General features: G+C 61.1%; 21 protein-coding genes. 19 read left to right on the forward strand and 2 right to left on the reverse strand.

Going from position 1 to position 25564, the window contains the following annotated elements:
- Positions 1-450 precede the first annotated feature (450 nt).
- The 17 genes from QWJ46_RS09560 (at position 451) to QWJ46_RS09640 (ending at position 20175) form a co-directional block, all read left to right on the forward strand.
- Positions 451-789, forward strand: a complete 339-nt coding sequence (locus tag QWJ46_RS09560) for a hypothetical protein (protein ID WP_085779272.1) — start codon at positions 451-453, stop codon at positions 787-789.
- A 140-nt stretch (positions 790-929) separates the two neighbouring features.
- Positions 930-1136 carry a hypothetical protein gene (locus tag QWJ46_RS09565; RefSeq protein ID WP_184455132.1) on the forward strand — a complete coding sequence of 69 codons (207 nt, stop codon included), beginning with the start codon at positions 930-932 and terminating at the stop codon, positions 1134-1136.
- A gap of 156 nt (positions 1137-1292) precedes the next feature.
- Positions 1293-2096, forward strand: coding sequence for a pseudouridine synthase (locus tag QWJ46_RS09570; RefSeq protein WP_302750910.1), 804 nt, complete (start codon positions 1293-1295; stop codon positions 2094-2096).
- Between the two features lie 14 nt (positions 2097-2110).
- Complete coding sequence (locus QWJ46_RS09575; protein WP_184455147.1) at positions 2111-2806, forward strand: phosphoribosyltransferase; 696 nt, start codon at positions 2111-2113, stop codon at positions 2804-2806.
- 140 nt (positions 2807-2946) lie between these two features.
- Positions 2947-4689, forward strand: coding sequence for an SLC13 family permease (locus QWJ46_RS09580; RefSeq protein ID WP_302750912.1), 1743 nt, complete (start codon positions 2947-2949; stop codon positions 4687-4689).
- A gap of 85 nt (positions 4690-4774) precedes the next feature.
- Entirely contained in the window at positions 4775-5719 is a 945-nt protein-coding gene (locus QWJ46_RS09585; protein ID WP_302751172.1) for a phosphoribosylaminoimidazolesuccinocarboxamide synthase, read from the forward strand.
- 108 nt (positions 5720-5827) lie between these two features.
- Entirely contained in the window at positions 5828-6430 is a 603-nt protein-coding gene (locus QWJ46_RS09590; RefSeq protein ID WP_302750914.1) for a TetR family transcriptional regulator, read from the forward strand.
- Between the two features lie 158 nt (positions 6431-6588).
- Positions 6589-7797: an efflux RND transporter periplasmic adaptor subunit gene (locus QWJ46_RS09595; protein WP_302750916.1), complete on the forward strand. Its 1209-nt coding sequence runs from the start codon at positions 6589-6591 to the stop codon at positions 7795-7797.
- Between the two features lie 48 nt (positions 7798-7845).
- Positions 7846-10956 (forward strand): efflux RND transporter permease subunit, encoded by a 3111-nt coding sequence (locus tag QWJ46_RS09600; protein ID WP_302750918.1) that lies wholly within the window; start codon positions 7846-7848, stop codon positions 10954-10956.
- Between the two features lie 150 nt (positions 10957-11106).
- The gene (locus tag QWJ46_RS09605) at positions 11107-12549 is read left to right on the forward strand and encodes an efflux transporter outer membrane subunit (RefSeq protein ID WP_302750920.1); all 1443 of its coding nucleotides are present in this window, start codon (positions 11107-11109) and stop codon (positions 12547-12549) included.
- A gap of 165 nt (positions 12550-12714) precedes the next feature.
- On the forward strand, positions 12715-13758 hold the full coding sequence (locus tag QWJ46_RS09610; protein ID WP_184455119.1) for a LacI family DNA-binding transcriptional regulator: 1044 nt from the start codon (positions 12715-12717) through the stop codon (positions 13756-13758).
- Position 13759: 1 nt separating this feature from the next.
- On the forward strand, positions 13760-14782 hold the full coding sequence (locus tag QWJ46_RS09615; protein ID WP_302750921.1) for an ABC transporter substrate-binding protein: 1023 nt from the start codon (positions 13760-13762) through the stop codon (positions 14780-14782).
- Positions 14783-14844: 62 nt separating this feature from the next.
- Positions 14845-15672 (forward strand): ABC transporter permease, encoded by an 828-nt coding sequence (locus QWJ46_RS09620; RefSeq protein WP_302750922.1) that lies wholly within the window; start codon positions 14845-14847, stop codon positions 15670-15672.
- Positions 15669-16448: an ABC transporter permease gene (locus QWJ46_RS09625; RefSeq protein WP_184455116.1), complete on the forward strand. Its 780-nt coding sequence runs from the start codon at positions 15669-15671 to the stop codon at positions 16446-16448. The genes QWJ46_RS09620 and QWJ46_RS09625 overlap by 4 nt, the downstream gene beginning before the upstream one ends.
- Entirely contained in the window at positions 16441-17466 is a 1026-nt protein-coding gene (locus QWJ46_RS09630; protein WP_302750924.1) for an ABC transporter ATP-binding protein, read from the forward strand. Before QWJ46_RS09625 ends, QWJ46_RS09630 begins: the two co-directional genes overlap by 8 nt.
- 4 nt (positions 17467-17470) lie before the next feature.
- Entirely contained in the window at positions 17471-18391 is a 921-nt protein-coding gene (locus QWJ46_RS09635; protein WP_302750926.1) for a nucleoside hydrolase, read from the forward strand.
- Positions 18388-20175, forward strand: a complete 1788-nt coding sequence (locus tag QWJ46_RS09640; RefSeq protein WP_302750928.1) for an adenine deaminase — start codon at positions 18388-18390, stop codon at positions 20173-20175. The genes QWJ46_RS09635 and QWJ46_RS09640 overlap by 4 nt, the downstream gene beginning before the upstream one ends.
- Positions 20176-20287: 112 nt before the next feature.
- Here the strand turns inward: QWJ46_RS09640 and QWJ46_RS09645 are convergent, their stop codons facing one another.
- The gene (locus QWJ46_RS09645; RefSeq protein WP_184455145.1) at positions 20288-22261 is read right to left on the reverse strand and encodes a bifunctional diguanylate cyclase/phosphodiesterase; all 1974 of its coding nucleotides are present in this window, start codon (positions 22259-22261) and stop codon (positions 20288-20290) included.
- Positions 22262-22513: 252 nt separating this feature from the next.
- Between QWJ46_RS09645 and QWJ46_RS09650 the strand changes: the two genes are divergently transcribed.
- Positions 22514-23557, forward strand: coding sequence for a class I SAM-dependent methyltransferase (locus QWJ46_RS09650; RefSeq protein ID WP_184455112.1), 1044 nt, complete (start codon positions 22514-22516; stop codon positions 23555-23557).
- A gap of 138 nt (positions 23558-23695) precedes the next feature.
- Positions 23696-23971, forward strand: a complete 276-nt coding sequence (locus QWJ46_RS09655; protein WP_302750930.1) for a hypothetical protein — start codon at positions 23696-23698, stop codon at positions 23969-23971.
- 49 nt (positions 23972-24020) lie between these two features.
- On the opposite strand, the gene QWJ46_RS09660 is transcribed toward QWJ46_RS09655, so the two are convergent.
- Complete coding sequence (locus QWJ46_RS09660; RefSeq protein ID WP_302750932.1) at positions 24021-25412, reverse strand: hypothetical protein; 1392 nt, start codon at positions 25410-25412, stop codon at positions 24021-24023.
- Between the last annotated feature and the right edge of the window lie 152 nt (positions 25413-25564).

Below are 25564 nucleotides of genomic sequence, written 5' to 3' on the forward strand. Positions count from 1 at the left end.
ACCTAAGCCCGAAGCAACAAACCAGCAATCGCCAATCCGCTTGAGTTTCTTAAGAGCGAGAGACTTCGTCGCCAGCAGCGCCGCCGCCCTCGTTCAGTGAGTGGGCTTATAGAGCTAACCCCTTTTCTAAGTCAACACACCAAGCCAAAGTTTTTTGACATTTTTGTAACATGTTGATTCAGCTGCCATTTTCCTCGCGCTCCTTATCCACAGGCGGCGTTTTCGCGACAAATTTCCGAAGATTTCTTTATCGGCTGGTCAAAAAATCCTCGAATTACCGCCCGTAATTGGCGAAAGATCCCGTGAAAACAGTGCTTTGAGCCAATTTATGGTTAATCGAGGATTAAACCTACGCTGGCCGGCGAGTTTCCGTCACAAATCAGCAGCTGCAATTTCGGAACCTATCACCGATTGAGGTGTTGTCTTTCCCATTGAAGGAAGGAGACCGACATGGCTGCCAACACCGATGACATCAGAGCATCTGTCAGCAAGGACATCGCTGCGCTCCAGCAGGAAGTCTCTCGTCTGCAGAAGATGATTTCCGCCCAAGGCGCCGAGGCCTATTACGAAGTGCGCGGCCGCGCCGGCAAGGCCTACGATGAAGCCTTGCCCCGCGCAAAAAACGCCGTCGCCCAAATCCGGGCCGAAGGGGCAGCCGCCGCCGGCGCCGCCCGCGAGCATGCGGCAGCAACGACCACCGCACTGGTGCTTGCCGGGGCGGTCGGCTTCCTCTTTGGCTACCTGCTATCCGGCAATTCACAGCCGCAGCCTCGCCATTGGTGGCACTGAGCGCTCAATCCGCCCCGAAGCCAGCTCTATTACGCACCTGCCGACCCATTTTCGGCAGGGTGCGTAAACGCTTATGTCTCAGAAAAACCAATTTTTAATGCGAGGGATGGCAACATAAAAAACGAACGGGAGGACAACCAATGGACAATAAGAGGGCCAATTGCATCATTGAAGTCAGCGCCGACGGCGTCAACGGCCGTTACGCGGTCGGCATCATGAATATGCGTCAGGCGCTCGACCTGCCTGAAATGCCAAGCCTGTCCTATACCCATCCCGACCCAGTAAAGGCTGCTGCCGGCATCGTCGTCAGTCGCAAGGAACTGGCCGGCTTCATGGCCTGCCGCTGAGGCGGCGCGACCAACCGGTTTTTCACCCAGACGGCGCTTTATCCGAAGCGCTGACATCGTTTTGCGCCCTATCATTCCTTGGTTTTAGTTTGTCATGCTGGCATCGTTGGGCCGTTCGTGCCAAGAAGCGGCATCGAGGCTGGACATGGATGGCAGATGAGGGACCGGCGCCCATCGCATAAGACACGCGTGCGGCTGAAGCCTGCCGCCGATATGGCAGGCAAGCGGGTCACCCTTCCGCGCGCCCTTTCCAAGCTCGGCTATTGCTCCCGTACCCAGGCCGAACGGCTGATTGCCGAAAGCCGCGTCGCCGTCGACGACCGTATCGTCAGCGATGCCTCTGCATGGGTCGATCTTTCGACGGCGAGGATCAGTGTCGACGGACTTGTCATCGCCGCCGAGGCGAAAATCTATCTGATGCTCAACAAGCCACGCGGGCTCGTCACGACCCGCCATGATCCCGAGGGCAGGCCGACGGTCTATGATTGCCTCAAGAATTTCGACATCCCGCACCTCTCTCCGGTCGGCCGGCTCGACAAGGCAAGCGAAGGCCTGCTGCTTTTCACCAATGACACCGAGTTCGCCCAGACCCTGCTCGATCCGATCACCCATGTGACCAAAACCTATCATGTCCAGATCGACCGCCTCATGGACGACGAGGAAATTGCCGCTATGACATCCGGCATCCGGCATGACGGCGAGTTGCTGACGGCAACCGCCACACGACGCCTGCGCCAGGGCGACAGGAACTCGTGGATCGAGGTCGAGCTCGATGAAGGCCGCAATCGCCAGATCCGCCGTATGCTGGAGGCGCTCGGCACCGAATGCTTGCGCCTTGTGCGGGTCGCCATCGGCGGGCTCGAACTCGGGGAACTTCCAAAGGGCGCCGTGCGTGCGTTGACAGAGGCAGAGTTGCAGGGGTTGCGCCGACGAGCCGGCATGGAAAGGGCGAGACGTTGACCGATGTGCCGGAGATGGCGCCGCATGACTTCTGGCAGGAGATCCATCCGCCTGGCACCTTTCCCGACGATCGGGAATTCACCACCTTCTATGTCGCCGCGCTGGAAGACGGCCGCCAGCTTCGCCTGCCGATACGCGTGTTGGCAGATGGCGATCACGCCCTCGCTTCGCTGATCGTCAACCAGGCGAGCTTCGCCGTCCTCGACGCGTTGGCCGACGGTCTCGCCGAAAAGATCAAACCCATGGGCGTCGATGTCATCGCCGGCCTGCCGACGCTCGGCTTGACGCTTGCCGCCGCCGTTGCGCAGAAGCTCGGTCACGACCGCTACGTCCCGCTCGGCACCTCGCGCAAGTTCTGGTACCGCGACGAACTCTCCGTTCCTCTGTCATCGATCACCACCCCGACACAGGACAAGCGCCTCTATATCGATCCGCGCATGCTGCCGCTGCTGACGGGGCGGCGCGTCGCCCTGATCGATGACGTCATTTCCAGCGGCGCCTCGATCGTCTCGGGCGTTGATCTGCTGACGGCCACCGGCATCGAACCTGTCGTTATCGGCGCGGCCATGCTGCAATCGGAGCGCTGGCGCGATAGCCTCGCAGCCGCCGGGCCGCAATGGATCGCTCGCATCCGCGGTGTCTTCGCAACGCCCGTGCTGGAGCGGAATGCCGAGGGCCGTTGGCAGGTTTCGGCCCGACCGAAGAGATGAGATTGTTCAATTTTTGCCGGCTGGCGCCTCTGTACAGCAGATGAGGAACGACTACAGTCCGCCCAAGGCCTGTCACCCGGAAATCTGCAGCGGTTCCGGTACAGCGACATACCCCCATCGATGAAACACCGGATCCGCCCATGTCGTTCGAGCAAGCATCCCTGCTGATCCTTCTGCTGGCGATGCTCATTCTCTTCTCGCTCGAGCGCATACGCATCGAAGTGACTGCGATTGCTGGCCTGCTCGCCGGCTATGCGCTCGGACTTTATCCGGCCGACCAGATCTTCGCGGGCTTCGCCAGCCCCGTCGTTATCACCGTCATCGAAATCCTGCTGATCGTTCAGGTGCTGGCGCACGCCAAACTCTTCGACAGCCTCGCTGCGCGTGTCGCGGCCGCAAGACCGTCGAACTTCAAGATCATATCAGGCGCTTCCTCGCTTGCCGGCGTTCTTTCCATCTTCATGAACAATATCGGCGCCTTTGCAATCACCTTGCCGGTGGCGCTGCGGCTCGGCGTAGCACTCTCAATCCCCCGCCGTCAGCTCATCATGCCCATCTCGTTTGCCGCCTTGCTCGGCGGCCTCGTCTCGCTGATCGGCACGCCGGCCAACCTGCTCGTCAGCGACGCGCTCGCCAAGACGTCCGGTGCGGGTTTTCATTTCTTCGATTTCAGCTATGTCGGGCTGCCAGTCGCAATCGCCGGCATCCTGCTCATCGCCGTTCGGGTCCGATACCTGTTCCCGGAATCTGACGCATTGCCGGCAACGCTCGCCCAAGGCTCGCGTCGCATCGTTGTCGAACGTTGCATTCCCAATGCTTCGCCGCTGATCGGCACACGGCTTTCCGAGTGTCTGACCCGCTTCGGCATCAAACCGCACGCGCTGATCCGTGACGGCAATTTCGTTTTTGGCCCCCTCGACCAGTCGATGATCAGCGCGGGCGACGTGCTGCTTGCCGAAGGCGCCGATGACATCTTTGCCGGCCTTGCCGCCACACAGGCTCTGGTGGCCGATGCCCATCTGAATGGTCGGCCGCCAGATTTCACCCGGGTCGAATCCGTCGTCATGCCCGAAAGCACGCTGGTGGGTTCGCGCGTCAGCTCACTCGAAGTCTTCAACCATCGCGGCATCGCAGTCACTGCTCTTTCCATGCGCACACCGCGTATCGAAGGCCGCTTTCTCGATCTGCAACTGTCGATTGGCGATATATTGAGACTGGAAGGGCCGCGTGCGGCAATCGCCGAAGCGCTGGAGGAAAGCGAGTGCCTGCCGCTTGCTCCGACGGCTTCAGCCGAACCGGCCCTCCTCTCCTGGCGGCCTTTCGCATTGTTTGCCTGCGGCGTCGCGGCGTCGGCGGCGGGCCTGCATTCCGAGGTCGCTTTTGCGGGTGTCGTCCTCGTCCTCGCTTTGCTCAATCATCTCAACATCCGCCAGGCGATGGCCGACCTCAACTGGCCGATCATCATCATGCTCGCGGCGATGATTCCGATCGGCCAGGCGGTAGCCAGCACCGGGGCGGCCGAAACGATTGCCGGCTGGCTGAGCCTCATCGTGCCGGTTAACCATCCGCTTTCTGGCATCGCCCTCATCCTCTTCCTCGCGATGGCGCTGACGCCTTTCGTCAACAACGCGACGGTCGCAATCGTGCTCGCCCCGATCGCACTCGAATTTGCGAGGATCGGGCAGCACGCACCGGACGCCTACCTGATCGCGGTCGCCATCGGCGCCTCGCTCGATTTTCTGACGCCCTTCGGCCATCACAACAACACGCTGGCGATGGGCATCGGCGGCTACCGCTTCAGCGACTTCCTGCGGGCCGGCTGGCCGCTTGCCGTTGCAACTTACGGACTCGCTCTGTTTCTTCTGGCTCTGTTCTGGCTGTGATGCGATACTTCGGCTCGGCTTGACTTCGCCGGTAATGAAACTAGAGCAGGAAGCCATCAGCCAAATACAAGGACAGTCGAGCGCCGTGCGAATCCTCTCCGAAGCCCATTTCCCGGAACTGCCGAACTACTATCGCGGCAAGGTGCGCGAGAATTACGACCTTCCCGACGGAAGCCGCATTATCATCAGCACAGATCGGCTGAGCGCTTTCGACCGCATTCTCACTTGTATTCCCTATAAGGGCCAGGTGCTGACGCAGACGGCGCGTTACTGGTTCGAGGCGACGAAGGACATTTGCCCGAACCACGTGCTCGACTATCCCGATCCGAATGTGGTCATCGGCAAGCGGCTCGACATCCTGCCGGTCGAAATCGTCGTGCGCGGTTATCTCGCCGGCACCACCGGCACCTCGATCCTGACCCTCTATAAGAAGGGTGAGCGGGAGATGTACGGCATGCGTCTGCCGGACGGCATGCGCGACAATCAGATCCTGCCGGAACCCGTGATCACGCCGACCAGCAAGGAATTCGACGGAGGCCATGACGAACCGCTGACGCCCGCGGAAATCGTCACGCGCGGCCTTCTGACCAGCCAGCAGTGGGAGACCTTGTCGAAATATGCACTCGCGCTCTTTGCCCGCGGCCAGGACATGGCCGCGAAGCAAGGCCTGATCCTCGTCGATACCAAATATGAATTCGGCACCGACGGCGACGGCAACATCATTCTCGCCGACGAGATTCACACGCCGGACAGCAGCCGCTACTGGCTTGCCGAAACCTATCCGGCAAGTTTTGCCGCCGGCAAGCGCCCGGAAAGTTTCGACAAGGATTTCGTCCGCGCCTGGGTGGCGGAGCGTTGCGACCCCTACAAGGATGAAATCCCTGAAATCCCCACCGAACTGATCGAGCAGACCTCGGCCGTCTATATCAGGGCCTACGAGGCGATAACCGGCGAGCGCTTTGTCCCGGACAATAGCGGCGAGACGCCGCTTGCCCGTGTCCGCAACAACCTCGTCCCCTATTTCCCTTGAACAGGCGACGTGCGAAAGCCGCCGGGCCTTGCATCGGCTTGGCAGTTTTCGCTGAATAGCGCTAGCATCGGCAAAAAGGGGTACCGGGCGAGGCCCGGCGGGGGACGGATGGTAAGAAGGCCGAGACGCAAGGCCGAGGAAACGCGACAGGACATCCTCTCCATGGCGGAGATGCTGTTTCGCGAACGCGGCTTCGCCGCAGTGTCGATCGCAGATATATCAGGCGCGCTGCACATGTCGCCCGCCAATGTCTTCAAGCATTTCCGTTCCAAGGTGGCGCTGGTCGATGCCATCGCCGGGCGACATCTCGACAATGCCGCCGAGCGTTTCGTCCCTCTCGACCAGGACATGCCCGCGAAGGAGCAACTGCTCCGCTTCGTCCTGCGCCTGCTGGAGGGCCATCTGCAGGATATCCAGAAGAACCCTTACATTTTCGAAATGGTGCTCTCGACCATCGAGGCCAAACTCGAAGCCGGCAATCGCTATCGCGCCCGTATCGAGGAAAAAATCGGCGAGATAATCCGCAAAGGCATGGTGGAAGGACGTTATCATTGCCGCGATCCCGAGCGTGCGGCACAGACCGTCGCCGATGTGCTCGCCTGCGTGCTGCACCCTGTCCTCATCGTCCGCGACGATAAGGAGACGCTGGTGCATCGTGCCGAGGAAATCGTAGGCTTCGTCGATGCCGCACTGCAAAATAGCGCTTGCTAAGTGACGGTTGCTGACTTACGTCACTTCGTAAAGCTTTTGTTAGACTCGGGATTATGGCATTTGAGGCCAAGCTCATCCTGACGCTTATATAAGCCTGCGCTCGGCCCGGCCGGGCCCGTGGATCGAACGGCGATTGCCACCGCATGAGGGAATTCAGAATGATTTGGCGTGCCGTCCTCATCTCCTCGGCCCTGCTGGCCGGCGCATTGCTTGGCGCCTGCAGCGACAACGCCGGCAAGCCCGCGGGCAATGCCGGCGCGGCCGCGCAGCAGGCGACCCCCGTTGGCGTGATCGCCCTGACGAAGGCAAGTTTCCCGATCACGACAATTCTTCCCGGCCGCGCCGAAGCTTTCCAGACGGCCGATATCCGGCCGCAGGTAAGCGGCATCATCCGCGAGATCGCCTTTAAGGAAGGCGGCGAGATCAAGAAGGGCGACCTTCTCTATCAGATCGAGGATGCGCCCTATATCGCCGCCGTCGAGCAGGCCAAGGCGGCCATCTCCAAGGCCGAGGCGAGCGTGCCGAGCGCTGAAAGCAATCTCGAACGCTATCAGCGCCTCGTCGGCAGCGGCGCCACCCAGATCGAATACGAAACGGCTAGAACGACGCTTCTCCAGGCGAAGGCTGAAGTGGAATCGACGAAAGCAGCGCTTGCCGCCGCGCAGATCGACCTCGACCATACGAGAATCGTTGCACCCTTCGACGGTGTCATCGACCAGACCGCCCATAATGTCGGCAACGTCGTCTCGGCCAACCAGACGACGGCGCTGACGACGATCCGCCAGCTCGACCCGATCTACATCTCGCTCACCGAGTCGAGCACCAATCTGCTGAGGCTGCGCGACGCGATGGCCGCCGGCGATATCAAGGGCGCGGAGAATGTCGCCTTCCACCTGATCCTCGAAGACGGCAAGGAATATAATCAGCAGGGCAAGCTCGACATGTCGAAGCAGGTGGTCAGCGAGACCACCGGGACCTTCATCATCCGTGTGCTCTTCCCCAATCCCGATCGTATCGTGCTGCCCGGCATGTATGTCCGCGCCACGGTCGAGCTCGGCGCCGAAACCGGTTATGCGCTGCCGCAGCTGGCGACGAGCCGCGATGCCAACGGCCGGCTGACGGCGCAGTTCGTTTCCGCCGACGGCAAGGTCGAAACCCGCGCCTTCGAAAATAGCTCGCCCTCCAACAATTCCTGGCTGGTGACCGACGGCATCAAGGACGGCGATCAGCTGATCGTTACCGGCCTGCAGTCGGTCACGGCAGGCATGCCGGTGAAGCCGCTTCCGATGAAAATCAACGACAATGGCGTGGTCGTGGCTGCCGAGCAGCCCGCGGCCGGTGACGCTGAGAAGCCCGCAGCGAAGTAATCGCTCCGAGCCCGCATCGTCACCGTCTCAGCCGCACAGGAACAACCGATGGCCAAGTTTTTCATCCGACGTCCGATTTTCGCTTGGGTCATTGCGATCACCATCATGCTCGCCGGCCTGCTGGCGATCTTCACCCTGTCGATTTCGCAATATCCCGACATTGCCCCGACGACGGTGCGCATCAACGCAACCTATCGTGGCGCCAGCGCCGAGACGGTCGAAAAATCGGTAACGACGATCATCGAAGACGGCATGACCGGCCTCGACGACCTCACCTACATGACCTCGACCTCGTCGACCGGATCGGCCAGCATCCAGCTCACTTTCGGAACCAGCATCGATCCCGATATCGCCCAGGTGCAGGTGCAGAACAAGCTGCAGCTGGTCCAGTCGCAGCTTCCGGGCGACGTTATCGATGCCGGCATCAGCGTGACGCGCTCGACCTCGAGCATCCTCCTCGTCGGCTCGCTCGTTTCAACCGACGGCAAGCGCAATTCGGTCGATCTCGGCAACCTCATGTCGACCTCCATCGAGGACCAGATCCAGCGCCTGGAGGGCGTTGGCAGCATCAACGTCTTCGGTTCCGGATACGCCATGCGCGTCTGGCTCGATCCCTTCAAGCTGGTGAAATACCAGCTGACGCCGAGCGACGTCACGGCGGCGATCCAGGCGCAGAACACTCAGGTTTCCGTCGGTTCGCTCGGCGCCCAGCCGACGATCCCCGGTCAGCAGCTCAACGTCACCATCACCGCGCAAAGCCAGCTGACTACCGTCGCCGATTTTGAGCACATCATCCTGAAGGTCGAAAAGGACGGCGCGACCGTGCGCCTGAGCGATGTCTCGCGCATCGAGATCGGTCAGGAAAGCTATGGGGGCAGTTCGCGCTACAACGGCCTGCCTTCGAGCGGTTTCGCCGTCAACCTCGCGATCGGCGCCAACGCGATCGATACCGCCGCCCGCGTGCGGTCAGCACTCGATGTCATCGGCGGCACTCTGCCGGAAGGCGTGAAGATTACCTATCCCTACGACACGACGCCCTTCGTGGAATTGTCGATCGAGAAGGTCGTGCATACGCTGATCGAGGCAATCGTGCTCGTTTTCGTGGTGCTGCTCGTTTTCCTGCAGAATCTTCGGGCAACGCTGATCCCGACCATCGCCGTTCCTGTGGTGCTGCTTGGCACTTTCGGAGTGCTGGCGGCCACTGGCTATTCGATCAATACCTTGACGATGTTCGCCATGGTTCTGGCGATTGGCCTTTTGGTCGACGACGCGATCGTCGTCGTCGAAAACGTCGAACGCATCATGTCCGAAGAGAAGCTTTCGCCGCTCGAAGCGACGGAAAAATCGATGGGCGAGATCACCGGCGCCATCGTCGGCATTGCGCTCGTGCTGACCGCAGTCTTCATTCCGATGGCCTTCTTCGGCGGTTCGACCGGCATCATCTATCGCCAGTTTTCCATCACCATCGTCTCGGCCATGCTGCTGTCGGCGCTCGTCGCCATCGTGCTGACGCCGGCGCTCTGCGCCACGATGCTGAAGCCGGTCAGCGAACACAGGAAACACCGCGTCGGCGACTGGTTCAACCGCAACTTCACGCGCTCGACCAACGGCTATGTCACGACTATCGGCTATCTCTTGAAGCGGCCGATCCGCGTCATGCTGGTCTTCCTTCTCGTTGGCGCCGGCTGCGCCTATCTCTTCACCCGGCTGCCGAGTTCCTTCCTGCCGCAGGAAGATCAGGGCGTGCTGCTGACCATCGTCACCACGCCGCCAGGCTCGACGACGCAGCAGACTCAGGCCGTCGTCGAGAAGGTGGAAAACTACTATCGCGAGAATGAGAAGGATGCCGTCGAATCCGTCTTCGGCGCACTCGGCTTTGGCTTCAGCGGCTCCGGCCAGAACAGCGCCATCGTTTTCACCAAGCTCAAGGATTTTTCGCTGCGCACTGATCCAAATCTGAGCGCCCAGTGGGTTGTCAACCGGGCGCTTCGCAGCTTCTTTGCGATGCGCGAGGCACAGGTTTTCGCGCTCCTGCCGCCGGCGATTCAGGGCCTCGGCGTGTCGAGCGGCTTTTCCATGTATCTCGTCGATACCGGCGGCCACGGCAACGACGCGCTGACGGCTGCTTCCAAGCGCCTGATCCAGATGGGCAACAGCTCGGGCAAGATCGTGGCGCTGCGCAGCAGCAACAAGGAAGTCGAGCCGCAAATGCGCATCGTGCTCGATCAGGAAAAGATCGGCGCCATGGGCGTCGACATCGCTTCGGTCAATTCGATGCTGTCGATCATCTTCACCGGCCGCGACGTCAACGACTTCACGCTGAACGGCGAGATCAAGCCGGTCTATGTCCAGGGCGACGCGCCCTTCCGCATGCAGCCGGACGATCTTAATCACTGGTATGCCCGCAACACGGCCGGCGAGATGGTGCCCTTCTCCGCCTTTACCAAAACCGAATGGGTGAAGGGCGCACCTTCGCTTGCCCGCTTCAACGCCGTCAGCGCGATTCCGCTCGATGGTGCCGCCGCACCTGGCGTGTCCTCCGGCGATGCCATGAACGAAATGGAAGCGCTGACCGAGCAACTCGGCGGCGGCTACACGGTCGCCTGGCAGGGCATTTCCTATCAGGAGCGCCTTTCCGGCTCACAGGCGCCGATGCTCTATGCGATCTCGGTACTCGTCGTCTTCCTCTGCCTGGCAGCACTTTACGAAAGCTGGTCGATCCCCTTCTCGGTGATCATGGCAGTGCCGGTCGGCGTCCTCGGTGCGCTGGCGGCGGCAACACTCTTCGGCCAGGCCAACGATGTGTATTTCAAGGTCGGCTTGCTCACCACGATCGGCCTGGCGGCGAAGAACGCGATCTTGATCGTGGAATTCGCCAAGGATCGCATGGAAAGCGGCATGGGCCTTTTCGAGGCGACGTTGGAGGCGGCGCGGCTGCGCCTGCGGCCGATCATTATGACATCGCTTGCCTTTATCCTCGGCGTCGTGCCTCTTGCGATCGCCACGGGCGCGGGCTCTGCGGCCCAGAACGCTATCGGCCTCGGCGTTCTCGGCGGCATGCTGTCGGCAACGATGCTCGGAATTTTCTTCGTGCCGTCCTTCTACGTCGTCATTCGACGCATCTTTGCCACACGCGACAAAAATGCGGCAGGAGTGTGATATAAATGCACTGTGATAATGCTGTTCCGATTGCTACATTGCGCCCGACTGCTTCGGTGTGTGTGTTTGTGGTAGGACGAGGCGCGGCTGCGATAGTGAAGCATGAAGCTTCGGACAAGAATTGACTTGCTCGAGTACAGGATGAAATGAATGGTATCTCTTCGTTTTGCCACACCGGCATTATTGTTATTACTGTCGGGCTGCGTTGTTGGCCCGGATCATGCTCCTCCTGAAATGCCGCTGCCCGCCAAATTCGGAGAAGGCGGCACGAAAAGTGTAGGTGACGTTGCTACCGCAGCCTGGTGGACCGCCTTCAACGACCCTAAACTGAATGGCTATGTTCATGCCGGCCTCGATCAGAACCTGACGGTTCAGCAGGCGATCGAACGCATCAATGCGGCCTCTGCAAACGTCACCACCGCCGGCGCGGGCGCCCTGCCGAACCTGAATGTCGGCGCTTCGCACACGGTCAGTGGTCAAAAGGGCGAGCTGCGCTCGCAGTTCGACACACGCAACACCAGTGCCGGCGAAGTCCAGCTGACCTGGCTGCTCGATCTCTTCGGCCTCTACAAGCGCAGCACCGAAAGTGCTCTCGCCTCGCTCGATTCCGCATACGCATCCGCTGACGTCGCCAAGCTGACCCTCGTGCAGGATCTCGTCTCGAGCTATATCGATGTTCGCTATTATCAGCAGCGCCTGGCGCTTTCGAAGGCCAACCTGAAGTCCCGTCAGGAAACCTACGAACTGACCAAGTTCCAGCTTGAAGCCGGCGCCGCCTCGCGTCTCGACGTCGTTCAGGCCGAAGGCCTCGTACAGTCGACGCTCGCCGAAATTCCCGGCCTCGAAACCAACATCCGTATATCAGCCCATCACATCGCCACGCTGCTTGGCCTGCCGGCCTCGGCCCTCGTCGACGAGCTGCTGAAGGGTCGCGGTCAGCCGGTCTTCCGTGGCGGCATCAACTCGGGCATCCCGGCGGACCTGATCCGCAACCGTCCCGACATTCGCGTCGCCGAGCGTGATCTCGCTGCCGCAACGGCCAATATCGGTGTTGCCGAGGCGCAGCTCTATCCGAGCATCTCGCTCAGCGGCTCGATCTCGCCGTCCTACATCAACCAGCGCGGCATCCATGGCGACCTGACCCCCTGGTCCTTCGGCCCGACCCTCAACCTGCCGATCTTCGATGGTGGCCGTCTGCGCGCCAACGTCAAATCGGCGCAGTCCACTGCCGCGACCGCCTACCTCAACTGGAAGTCGACGGTGCTGACCGCGGTCGAACAGGTCGAGAACGCGCTTGCCGCTGTCCGCCGCGACGCCCGCACGGTCGCAGCCCTACAGGCTCAGGTGAAGACCACGCAGGAAACGCTCGAACTGTCGACCGCGTCCTACAAGGACGGCGCCTCCTCGCTGCTCGACGTTCTTGATGCACAGCGCCAGGTCTCGCTTGCCCAGGCAAGCCTTGCCCAGGCCGTCCAGCAGATGGCCAAGGACTACGTCTCGCTGAACATTGCGGTCGGGGGCGGCTACGCGCCCGGCGGCAAGACCACAGTAGCGGTGACGCCGGCGCCGGCAAAGGCAAAGGCCAAGAGCTGATCGGCATTTCGCCTTCCTGGAAATGCAAAACCCCGCGATCGCCTCGCGGGGTTTTTTCATGCCCGACGAATCCCGGAATAGTCGCGCGCCAGACGAATTTGGATTCGACAAACAGAAACGGCTGCTATAGGACTGATTAAACGATTAACCAGAATGCTCCTGACCATGGCTTCATCGCGCTCCGGACCGAACCTCAGCAGGATAGCGACCTCGCTCGGCGTCTCCATTGCCACGGTCTCGAATGCGCTTTCCGGTAAAGGCCGGGTCTCGGGGCAGCTGGTCGAACGGATCCGCGAACACGCCGCCGAACTGGGTTATGTCCCGAGCCAGGCAGGCCGCGCGCTCAGGACCGGCCGCAGCGGCGTTCTCGGCCTGGTTTTGCCCGATATCGCCAACCCTCTGTTCCCGAAGATCGCACAGGCGATCGAATTTGCCGCCTCCGCCGCCGGTTACGGCGTGCTGATCGCCGACTCCCGCGGCGATGCTGCCGCCCAGACCGAGGCGATCAATCGTCTCGTCGAACGCGGCGTCGACGGCATGGTCATTATTCCCCGCCGCGCCACCCGCATTTCGTCCGCCGCCTGCCCAGTCGCTCTCATCGACACCCCCTCGACGCCAGGCAACACCGTTTCCGCCGACCATTGGCAGGGCGGCCGCGAAATCGCTCTCCATCTCGCGGACCTCGGCCACCAGCGCATCCTCATCATCGGCAACAACCAGGAATCCAGCGTTCAGAACGACCGCGCCGATGGGGTTCGCGCCGGTATGCACGCGGGCATGCATGCCGAAACGCTGTGGATCGGGAAGGTGGAGCAGGATGGCGGCAGCGGCTGTCCGCTCGGCCTTGCCGAAAAGGTGCGGGAGGGTTTTACCGCTTTCGCGGCTCTTTCCGATCTGCAGGCATTACGCGCGCTGACCGAGCTGCAGCAGGCCGGCATCAGCGTTCCCGGCGATGTCAGCGTCACCGGCTTCGACGACCTCATCTGGTCGCCTGTTGTCACACCGTCGCTGACGACGGTCAGGATGGACATGGATAGAATTGCCGGAATTGCGGTATCGGCGCTGGCCGATACCATCAGTAAAAGCCGCACCCGGGAAGGCGCGCTCGTTACCGCGGAAATCGAACGCGTCCCAATGCAGCTGATTGTCCGCCAGTCGTCCGGGCCTGCGAGTCCGGCACCAAAAACCTCAGAGATGGAGAACATGTAAGATGAAAAAAGCTCTCATGGCGTCGGCGGCGCTTGCCGCAGTATCGCCGTTTGCCGCCTCCGCAGCCGAACGAACGCTGACCATTTCCGTCTATGCCTTCGCCCAGGACGACTTCAAGACGCTGGTCTATGATCCGTTCGAAGCCCAATGCGGCTGCAAGCTGGTGGTCGAGACCGGCAACAGCGTCGAACGGCTGGCCAAGATGGAGGCGAACAAGGCCAACCCCGTGGTTGATCTCGCCGCCGTTTCGATGGCGGATGCGCTTGCCGCATCGCGCGCCGGACTGACCGACAAGATCGATACGACGAAACTTGCCAATTTCGCCAAGCTCTACGACGTCGCCAAGGATCCCAACGGCGACGGCATGAGCGTTGGCTATACTTTCTATGCCACGTCTATCGCCTATCGTTCCGACAAGATGAAGATCGAGTCCTGGGCCGATCTTCTGAAGCCGGAATATGTCGGCCATGTCGCCTTCCCGAATGTCACCACCAATCAGGGCCCGCCGGCGCTCTATATGCTGGGCCTGTCGCTCGGCAAGGATACGCCTGATCTGCAAGGCCCGATCGCGGCACTGGGCGAGAAGAAGGACGACATCGTCACCTTCTACGAAAAGTCCTCGCAGCTCGTGCAGCTCATGCAGCAGGAGGAAATCTGGGCAGCCCCCATCGGCCGTTTCTCCTGGGCCGGCTTCACCAAGCTCGACCTTCCCGTCGCCTGGGCAACGCCGAAGGAGGGACAGACCGGCGGCATGAACGTGCTGGTGTTGACCAAGGGTTCGAAAAACCAGGATCTCGCCATGCAGTTCATGGATTTCTGGCTCTCGACCGAGATCCAGACCAAGCTCGCCGAAAAGCTGATCGATAGCCCTGCCAACAGCGAGGTCAAGCTTTCCGAAGCTGCCGCCGGCAACCTCACCTATGGCGAGGAAACGGCCAAGAGCCTCAAACTGATCCCTTCCGCCATCGCCCTCGACAACCGCGCCGGTTGGCTGAAGACCTGGAACGAGAAAGTCGGCCAGTAAAGCCCGCATGAAGCCGCCCCGGCCGCTCGCCGGGGCCATCTCCTCTCCTGGAAAGGCGCCTCATGTTCCAGAACCGCGCGGAAGCCTTGGCGCTTGCCCTGCCGGCAGCCGTCTTTGCGACGGTGGTCTTCCTGCTGCCCGTCGCAATCCTGCTGTCGGAGGGTTTTCGCGCCGGCGGCGCCTGGACACCGTCGGCGTACACAGGCTTCTTTTCCGAGACTCTGAACCGAACCGTTTTCCTGCGCTCCTTCCGGCTCGCCATCGAGGTCACCGCCGTCTCGGCCGTCATCGGCTACGCCGCAGCCTTTGCCATCGTCAACCTGCCGGCGAACGGCAAGGGCCGCATGATCGGCTTGATCACCCTGCCGCTGATGATCTCGCCGGTGGCGCGCACCTATGCGTGGATCGTCATTCTCGGCCGCACCGGCATCGTCAACCAGGCAATAACGGGTCTCGGTTTCAGCGCCGACCCGCTGCGCCTGCTCTTCACCGAAACCGCCGTCTTCATCGGCCTCCTGCAGCTCTTTCTGCCGCTGATGATCCTGTCGTTGATCAGTGCGCTCGAGAACATGCCGAGGGATGCGATCCCGGCCGCCCGCGTACTCGGCGCCAACTGGTTCCAGGTCTTTTGGAAGGTCGTCCTACCGCTCACGCGCGAGGGTCTCGTCATCGGCGGCACGCTTGTCTTTACCGGCTCGCTCACCGCTTACATCACCCCCGCCATCCTCGGCGGCTCCAAGGTGCTGATGCTCGAAACGCTGATGTACCAGCAGGTGTCCGTCGCCAATGATTTCGTCTCGGCAAGCGTCATCGCCTTCATCCTCATCGTCATGAGCTTTGCCGCCAACATCCTGCTGAAACGCCTTGCGACGGCGAGGAGCCGCAGATGAGCATTCGCCTTCTTTCGCCCGTCGTGCTCTTCCTGCTGCTGGTCTTCCTGATCGGCCCGTTTCTGATCATCATCGCCGCCTCGCTGTCCGCGGGCGACACGCTGGCCTTTCCGCCGCAGGGCCTGTCGCTGCGCTGGGTGATGAAGGTCTTCACCATCGAAAGCTTTCGCGACAGCTTCGCCATGTCGATGTTCCTCGCCGTCTTCGGAACGCTGGCAGCCCTCATCCTCGGCATCCCGGCCGCCTATGCCCTGTCGCGTTACCCGCTGCCCGCAGCAGAGACCGTCCGCACCATCGTCTCGCTGCCGATCATCGTCCCCGGCATCATCGTCGGCCTGGCATTGCTGCGTTATCTCGTCGTGCCCTTCGGCTTCAACATCACGCTCGCGCTCTTCTTCGCCCATGCGGCCCTCGTACTGCCCTATGCCGTGCGCGTCGTTTCGGCGAGCCTCGACAACCTGCGCTCGGATATCGAGGAAGCGGCCGTCCTGCTCGGCTCCTCCAGGCTCGGCGCCTTTTTCCGCGTGGTCATCCCGAATATCCGTGGCGGCATCCTGGCGGCCTTCATCCTCGGCTTCGTCACCAGTTTCAATCAAGTGCCGGTCTCTCTCTTCCTTTCCGGGCCAGGTGTCCGAACCCTGCCGATCGACATGCTGGGCTATATGGAAACCACCTACGACCCATCCATTGCGGCGCTCTCCGCCCTTCTCGCTTTCCTCTCGATCGGCATCGTCTTTCTCGCCGAACGCTTCCTGGGATTCTCGCGTTATGTTTGATGCCTATCTCCAACTCGACAAGCTGACGCTTCGCTATGGTGATACGGTCGCCGTGAGGGATCTCGACCTTGCGATCGCCAAGGGCGAGCTCGTCGCTCTTCTCGGCCCCTCCGGCTGCGGCAAGACGACAACGATGCGCGCCATTGCCGGCCTGCTGAAGCCCGCTTCCGGCCACATCCGCCTCGACGGCGCCGATATCACCCGCGTCTCCGCTAACAAGCGCGCCGTCGGCCTCGTCTTCCAGTCCTACGCGCTTTTTCCGCATCTGACGGTCTACGAAAACGTCGCCTTCGGCCTGCGCCTCAAGGGCATTTCGGGCGCGGATCTCGATGCCCGCGTCGGCGCTGGTCTGAAATCCGTCGGCCTGACCACTTTCGCCGGCCGCAGGCCCGCCGAACTCTCCGGCGGCCAGCAGCAGCGCGTGGCACTGGCGCGCTCCATGGTGATGGAACCGAAGGTGCTGCTGCTCGACGAACCGCTCTCCAATCTCGATGCCCGGCTTCGCCTCGAAATGCGCGCGGAATTGCAGCGCGTGCAAAAGGAGACCGGCGTCACCATGATCTTCGTCACTCACGACCAGGTGGAAGCCTTGGCGCTCGCCGACCGCATCGTCGTGATGCTGAACGGCGGCATCGAACAGATCGGCACGCCTGAGGAGATCTATAACAATCCCGCCTCCGCCTTCGTTGCCGATTTCGTCGGCTTCGAGAATGTCTTCGCCCTGAAGGATGGAAAGCTCGTGACGCCGCACGGCCCGGCAGCACTCTCCGATCCGCCGCCGCAAGCTGCAGCCGGCCTGGCCTGGCGCCCGCGGACAGTGACCCTCGGCTCCGGTCCGTTCCAGGGTACGGTGCACGGCACGTCTTTCGCCGGCAATACACGCGAATACCTCCTCCAAACGCCGCTTGGGCCGATCAAGGCCGAGATCGACGCAAACCTGCCGCCGCACGCGATCGGCAGCGCGCTCGCCTTCGATCTGCCGGTCGCCGGTGCAGCCAATCTCAAACGCTTCGGGTGACATCATGGGTGTGTGGATCGATACCGACATGGGCTTCGACGACATCGCCGCCATTCTGGTGGTGGCGCAATCGAAATATCAGATCGACGGCGTCTCACTGGTCTTCGGCAATACGCCGCTCGCGCAGGTGAGGATGAATGCCGCCGGCGCCGCCAGCGCCTTCGGCTGGACCTTTCCCATCCATACCGGCCGTGCCGCGCCCGTTCTCGGCAAGCTCGAAACTGCCCAGGCGATCCTCGGCGAAACCGGCATTCCGACGTCAGGCACCAGTCTACCGAAGGTCCCTCCCCGTGCCGAGAGCGATGCCTTCACCGCGCTCTGCCGCTGGCTCGAAGGCGACGGACCCCATCGCATCCTGGCGCTCGGGCCGCTCACCAATATCGCCGCCGTGGCGCTCGCCCGCCCCCATCTTGCTGTGCGCATCACCGAACTCGTCTGGATGGGCGGCGGCGTCACATCGGGCAACCATACGGCCTCTGCCGAGTTCAACGCGCTCGCCGATCCCGAGGCGCTGGCGATCGTTATCGCCCATGGCCTGCCGCTGCGCATGGTCGATCTCGACCTCTGCCGAAAGGTGCTGGCACGGCCTGAAGATGCCGAGCCGGTGCGCAGTGCGGGCGGCGCTAACGCCGAGCTGATCGCCGACATGTTCGCCGGCTATATCAGCATCGGCACCAGCCGCGGCCGTCCCGGCATGGCAATTTACGATCCCTCCGCCGCCGTGGCCTTCGTCGCCCCTGATATCGTCAGCTTCCGCCCCGCGCGCATCGACGTCGAACTGCAGGGCGCCCTCACCCGTGGCCGCACCGTCGTCGAGACCCGCGCCACGCATGCGACCTTCAACGCCCAATTCGCCGCCGATATCGACGTCGAGAAGGCGCGTAGCATCATTCTCGCCGCCCTGATCAACGAGGCCCGCAAATGAACGCCACTGCTCGTCAGGAACCTTTCGATCTCAACGATCCCGAATTGCGCGCCCGGGCAGTTGCCGCCGCCCGCGGCGACGCCCCATTCGATATGCTCATCACCGGCGGCCGACTGCTCGATGCGGTGACGGGCCTGATTCGGGAAGCCGATATCGGCCTCGTCGGCGCGCTCATCTCCAGCGTCCATGCCCCGGCGAGCCGCACGGATGCCATCGAGATCATCGATGCGACCGGCGGCATCCTGACGCCGGGCCTGATCGATACCCACATGCATGTCGAAAGCTCGATGGTGACTCCGGCGGAATATGCGAGCGCCGTCCTGCCGCGCGGTGTCACGACGGCCGTCTGGGATCCGCATGAATTCGGCAACGTCCATGGCCTCGATGGCGTGCGCTGGGCGATCGAGGCGGCACGTGTTTTGCCGCTGCGCCTGATCCTGCTCGCCCCCTCCTGCGTGCCGTCGGCGCCGGGCCTGGAGCTTGCCGGCGCTGATTTCGACGCCGCCGTCGTTGCCGAAATGCTGCGTTCGCCTGCTGTCGGCGGCGTTGCCGAAGTCATGAACATGCGCGGCGTCATCGACGGCGATTCGCGCATGAGCGCCATCGTCAACTCGGGCCTTGCCTCCGGCAAGCTCGTCTGTGGCCATGCTCGCGGCCTCACCGGCGCGGACCTCAACGCCTTCATGGCAGCGGGCGTCACTTCGGACCACGAACTCACCTCCGGCGCCGATCTCGCCGCCAAGCTTTCCGCCGGCCTGACGATCGAGCTGCGCGGCTCTCACGATCATCTCTTGCAGGAATTCGTCGAGGTGCTGAACGGTCTCGGCCAGCTGCCCCCGACCGTTACGCTCTGCACCGACGACGTCTTTCCCGATGAACTCTACCAAAGCGGCGGCCTCGACGATGTCGCCCGCCGCCTGGTGCGCTACGGCATGAAACCGGAATGGGCACTGCGCGCCGCGACCTTCAACGCCGCTCAGCGGCTGAAGCGTTCCGATCTTGGCCTTGTCGCCGCCGGCCGCCGCGCCGATCTCGTTCTCTTCGACGATCTCACGGAATTCCGAGCGCGCCTCGTCATATCAGACGGCCGCATCGTCGCCCGCAACGGCAGCATGGAGGCGGCCGTACAGCCGCTCGATCCGGCGCCGCTCATCAACTCCGTGAAGCTGCCGCCGCTCGCCGAGACCGATTTCCGCATCCCTGCGAAGGGCGCGCGCGTCCGCATCGCCACCATCGACCGTCCGCGCTTCACGCAATGGGGCGAAGCCGAAACCGAGATCCGAGACGGCTTCGTCGTACCGCCGGCCGGAAGCGCCATGATCGCCGTCGCCCATCGCCACGGAAAGGCCGGGGGCACCCCCCGCATCGGCTTCCTCACCGGCTGGGGCGAATGGCGCGGCGCCTTCTGCACCACCGTCTCGCATGATAGCCACAATCTCACCGTCTTCGGCGGCAATGCGGCCGACATGGCGCTCGCCGCCAACGCCGTCATAGCAGCCGGCGGCGGCATGGCAGTCGCCAAGGACGGCGCAATCCAGGCGATCCTGCCGCTGCCGCTCTCCGGCCTGGTCACCGACGCATCGCTGAGAGACACGGCTTCGGCCTTTTCCGATATCCGCAAGGCCATGGACAAAATCGTCGACTGGAAACCGCCCTACCGCGTCTTCAAGGCCTGCTTCGGCGCAACGCTGGCCTGCAATGCCGGTCCGCACCAGACGGACCGGGGGATTGCGGACGTGGTGACGGGGAAGGTTGTGGAAAGTCCGGTGCTGGAGATTTTCTAGGTCGAACGCATCTCAAAGCGAGGGGAGTGCCGTGCAGCCCTCCATCCGCCTACGGGCATCTGTCGCCGTGACCAACATAACCTATGGCCTATTTCGAAGTAGACATTCGGAATCAAACCTTCCTGACCAGGCCGAATGGCAGCACGTTATCAGATTCAAGCTGAGCTGCCGGCGCGGGCCGTCCAATGTAATATCCTTGGATCTGGTTGATACCGTACTGCTGCATCAGCCGCTGATGTTCAATGGTCTCAACGCCTTCAATGAGTATCCTTACGCCGCGATTGCGCAGCAGGCTGATGATGTCAAGCAACATCCTCTTCCCTTTTTCCGTGTTGCAATCATGGAGGAAGGATCGATCGATCTTGACGGTGTCGAATTCTATGAGGCGAAGCCACGAGAGCCCGGCAAACCCTGTGCCGAAGTCGTCCAGCCAGACTTGAGCGCCTAGCTTTCTCAGGTCGCTGATGCAATGAACCACGGTCTGGTCGATTTCCAGCTCAACGCCTTCGGTAATTTCGAAAGCAAGCCGAGCACCCGTCACGCCGAATTCTGCGAGAGTCGCAGCGACATAGCTGGCGAAACCTGGCATTTTAAGCTCAATCGGCGAAACGTTGACGCTGGCAACTTGCACCAAGCCGGTTGCCAACAAGTCTCGGCAAACGGTGCGAATTGCCCACCGGCCGAGTTCAACAATCGAACCTGTCCTTTCCGCAACTGGAATAAACTTAGCAGGTGATACCTGCGTCCCGTCCAACATCCTCAAACGCATCAAAGCTTCAACACCGTCCGTCTTGCCTGTCTGAATGTTGCGGATCGGCTGATAGACGAGTGAGACAAGGCCGTGTTCAATCGCGATTTTCAAGGTCGCGGCTATATCCTCGCTGTCATCGCTAGTCTGCGGGTCTTCGGGATCGAAGACCACGAGGGTGTTGCGACCCGTTGCCTTGGCGGCATAAAGCGCGCGATCGGCTTCATGGACGACCTTGTCGACCTGTTTGGTCTCATCCCGCGTATAGGACACACCGACACTCACGGTGATGACGGCGGTCCCGTCCCGCCTGTGCTCGTGTGGCCAAGCCAACGCTCGGACGTCAGCACAAATTGCTTCTGCCAGTTCGGTAGCTCTTTCCCAATTCGGCATTGGCGTGATGACGATGAATTCCTCGCCTCCGTATCGCCCGATGATCGAGCCCCAGGACGAGGCCACGCTTTGGAGAAGCTGCGAGACGGCGACAAGGCACCGGTCACCTTCTTGATGGCCGTAGCAGTCGTTATAATGTTTGAAATAATCGACATCGATAAGCAGGACGGCAAAGGGCGCCTTATGGTCCTGCCAGCCTTGCCAATAATCACGCAGACGTTGATCAATCGCCCGGCGATTTTCCAGCCCGGTCAACGAGTCGGTGTTCGAGAGATGCAAAAGGGCCTTACCTCTTTCGTCGGCAGCAGCTTGCTGCAAACTCGCTTCAAGAGCATTCAGGAAGACTTTATAGCGCTCTCTGTTGAGTTGAAGGTTCACGTAAGAGGTAAAAATAAAGCAAGAAATGCAGAACGCTCCGAGGATCAGCTTATGAAGAAGCAGCATCGGCGCGAATAAACAGAGGGCGCCGATGAAGATGAGCATGTTCGTTACGGAGGCCGCAAGAGCTAGCGGAAACCGGAAACTGAAGAACAGGTTGACGCTCATCATAAAGATCGAGCCGAAAACCATATAGTATGAGAAGGCGTCCGTGACCGTGGTCATCTGCGCGGTGAGAAGCCAGACAAGATAAGCTGCCAGCACGGACACCGCCGCAGCCATATCGACCGTATCGGCTTTTGCCTTGCGGTAGAGCAAGAGCTCCAACACGCACAGCGCACCGGCGCCAACCGCCAATCGACCGGCGATCGTGTACCGGACTACGTCTCCAATAAAGAGATAGTCGGTGAAAGAGTATGCAAGGTAAGCAGCCACCGCTATCCAGAGGCCGTTGCGCGTAGCGGACTTTCGGCCGCTCTCGCTCTTCTGCTTATAGAGACGGTGCAACTGTTCTGGCGACAGCGTCGGCCCTATGGTGGCGACTGCGGTCTCGGCTAACACGTGCATCATGCCCCTGCCACCCAACATACTGCCACAGTTGCCCTACGCACTGCTAGCTGACGCTGGATAGCCCTGCGCAGACTCCACATCAACCGATAACGCTCCACCGAGCCCTAAGCAGGCAGAGTATCTGTCGGGTTCACTAATATTTTCTAAAATTAAGACGTGCACGAACACCGTGCTCCAACCTTGACGCTTGACCAGAGAATGACGAAGATTTTATTCAATGTTTAAATCTTTATTCTCAATGAGGTTTCCGTGGCTCAGCCCCTATTTTCCCTTGATGGCCAAAGCTTGATTACACCGCAGTCCGTCAGCAATCAGTTCCCCTCACCTCACCACGATAATCAAACGGACCTCCTGCGAACTGCAGAGGCTGAGTTTGCGATTATCATCAACATTGCAATGCAGCGGTTCGGCGCCGGGAAAGACCTGCCTGGTGCAGTCAGGTGGTTAATTGGTCAGCTCCATGACATCCGTCAAAAATTCGGTGCTGTTGTATGGCAGAAGCTCATCCCATTTATCCAGGCTCATTCCTCGTCAAAGATTCTGCAGCAGTGCCCGTTCACGCGTTGGTCCTTTGAAAAACCCCGCGGCTATTCCGGTGATGCCAGTCTCATAGACTTTATTTATGGGCATCCGGCGGTAGCCGAAGAAGTGGCCAGGTCCACCCTTCTCGGGCTGGATATCTTTGAATACACGATCAACGCTCCCGGCCCGATAGCGGTCAGGGAACGTCGCGACATCCTGACCCGCTACGTCGATGACACCGCTGCGCAAACGGGTTCGGACACCGAAGTCCTGGCCATCGCCGCCGGTCACCTTCGCGAGGCCGAGGCATCAAAAGCACTTGCAGAAGGCCGCCTTAAGCGCTGGGTTGCTCTTGATCAGGATCCGCAAAGTATTGGCTCGATCGCCAGCCAATTCCATGGGACTTCTGTCGAGCCTATCGACGGATCCGTGCGCGGCTTGCTCGCGCGAAAGCATCAGCTTGGCACCTTCGATCTGATCTACGCAGCAGGACTGTACGATTATCTCGCCGATAAAGTAGCAATCCGGCTCACGCAGATTTGCATGGAAATGCTGAAACCGGGCGGCGTTTTTCTATTTGCTAACTTCTCCGATGAGATGGCGGATGACGGATATATGGAATCCTACATGAATTGGGAGCTCCTCCAGCGTTCCGAGGCCGACATGTGGCGTATTGCCGATGCCAGTGCAGCGGAAAACACGGTTGAAAAGACGGTCTGGTTCGGTGCCAATCGCAACATCATTTACGCCACCATCAGGAAGCTGCCGTAAGTCGCGACGGCCGCGCCCGGCCTCACTGCTACAGACCGGCCGGGAACATTTGCATCTAGAGAGAGTTAGCAAGCGTCGCAGATAGGCGGACAATACCAGCTGATCATAAGGCGCCACCGCTCGTGATGATCGGGGTTGTTGCTTGGACTGGCAGGCTGGGCCTGGTTCCGTCATCCGCCGGTCGTCGCAGTGAGTGGCCTCGCGCTGTGGGCGTCCCTGCTGGCTTCCCCTCTCGAACGGATCCACTACACGCTCTTCCTGCTGCCCGTGCTGTTGCACCATTGGCAGCGCCCGTGGGCATGGCTCGCGGCAGCAGCGCTGGTCATCCCGGTCCCCGTCATACTCGGTTACTTCGGAACCTCCCGCTTGAACCAGCTGACGGCAGGATCCATTTACGCCTGGCGCTCGTACTGATGCTCATCGGCCTGATCACCGCGGAGCTGAAACGACAGGCTGCGGCGGCTCACGAAGCCTTTCTGCGATAAATGCGCCAATAAGCCGTCTCCCGCACCAGCGCATAGTGGCGGGCGATATAGTGGGCATAAAGATCGCGCAGCCCGTTGCCCGTCCAAATTTCGATCGGCCATTTCGGATCCAGGATAAAATCAACGTCGGCGAACATCTCTTCCGCGGCCGGATGATCATACGGTCCAAGAGTTCGCCCCCAATGATACCAGACGCTGTCGCCTACGGGCGGCGTCAGCCCCAGGCCGGCGGAGAAGGGATTGACGAAATCGAGAACCGCAACGTGCTCATCAGCGGAGATCAGTTGCGACAAGGCGCCCAAAGCGTCAGCCAATGTCTTGTTGTATCCCTCGAAATATTCGTATTGGCCGGCGCTCCACATCTCAACGAGCCTGATCTCGGAAAAGGCCGGCAGCGGGATTGGTTTGCCTCGGCCGCCAGCAGCGTAATAGGCATGAATTGCGAGCGATGCGGCGTTGCCGACGGCGGCGGGCAATAACAGGAACCCCAGGAGTAGCGGCAGGGCGAACCGCGCATTCCGGTATCGGGAGAGGAGTTTGGCGCGAAAGAGGCTTTCCGTGATGATGGCAGCGCCTGCACCCAGCGTCAGAATACCGGCTGTCTGGAAATTCTGCCCGATTAACAGGATTCCGGTTGTGCCGCAGAAGGCAACGAAGAGCAGATGCCGATAACTCGGCGCCAAGCTGAGAACGGTGAGCGCAACCGCCAGATAGACAAGCAGGTCGGCGAGATTGTTCCGCACCAAGTGACCGAGGGCGGTCAACTCCAGAAGGCCGCCGCTGTTTTTTGCTGAAAGGCGAAGGTCAGCAAGGTAGTTGAACCCGCCGCGCCAGATGATTTCAATCGCGATGATGCTGAAGGCGATCATCCCGAGCGCCAACCTCACCCAACCGATCTGGCGACGATCGAAAAGCATGAACAACAGGAAGGCAAGCCCTACGACGCCATAGGTGATCTTGGTGTAGAGCATCAGCAACACAAGGAGACTGGCGCATGCGGCGTCGACTACCTTGCTACTCCCGGCGGCCGGCAAGCGAGGCAGATACATCACCAGCAGTAACCCCAGCGACGCCCATCCAATCCGGTTGTAGAACATGGCAAAGGTCAGCTCCCCTATCCGCTCGCCCGGATTTGCGGGAGCCGCAGCTATCAAGAGCAGGAAGATCGCAAGCGGCAGTCCGAACGCCTTATGCATCCGGCTGCCCACGATTTCCGCGGCAATAACCGCGAGTAGGAGAACCACTATCGCCATTCCAGCCGGCATCGCGCCGCCGATATTGCCCGCCAAGCCATAGCCGACAGCGGGAATATAAAATGTCAGCGGCCCGAGCGCCGAATGGAAGTCGACATTCGGCACCTGGCCACGCACGATGCGATGAGCACCATCCAGGAAAACGAAGAGGTCGTTGACGTACTTGGTCGTCGCCGTTCGGCCAGGCAAAGCGAGAAGGCCGACGAAAACGAAACCCATGCCAAAGATGACAGCCTGCGACCAATTCAACCGCGAAGCCGACCGCGATG

The organism is Rhizobium sp. CBN3, assembly GCF_030518245.1.
Taxonomy (GTDB): Bacteria; Pseudomonadota; Alphaproteobacteria; order Rhizobiales; family Rhizobiaceae; genus Rhizobium; species Rhizobium aethiopicum_A.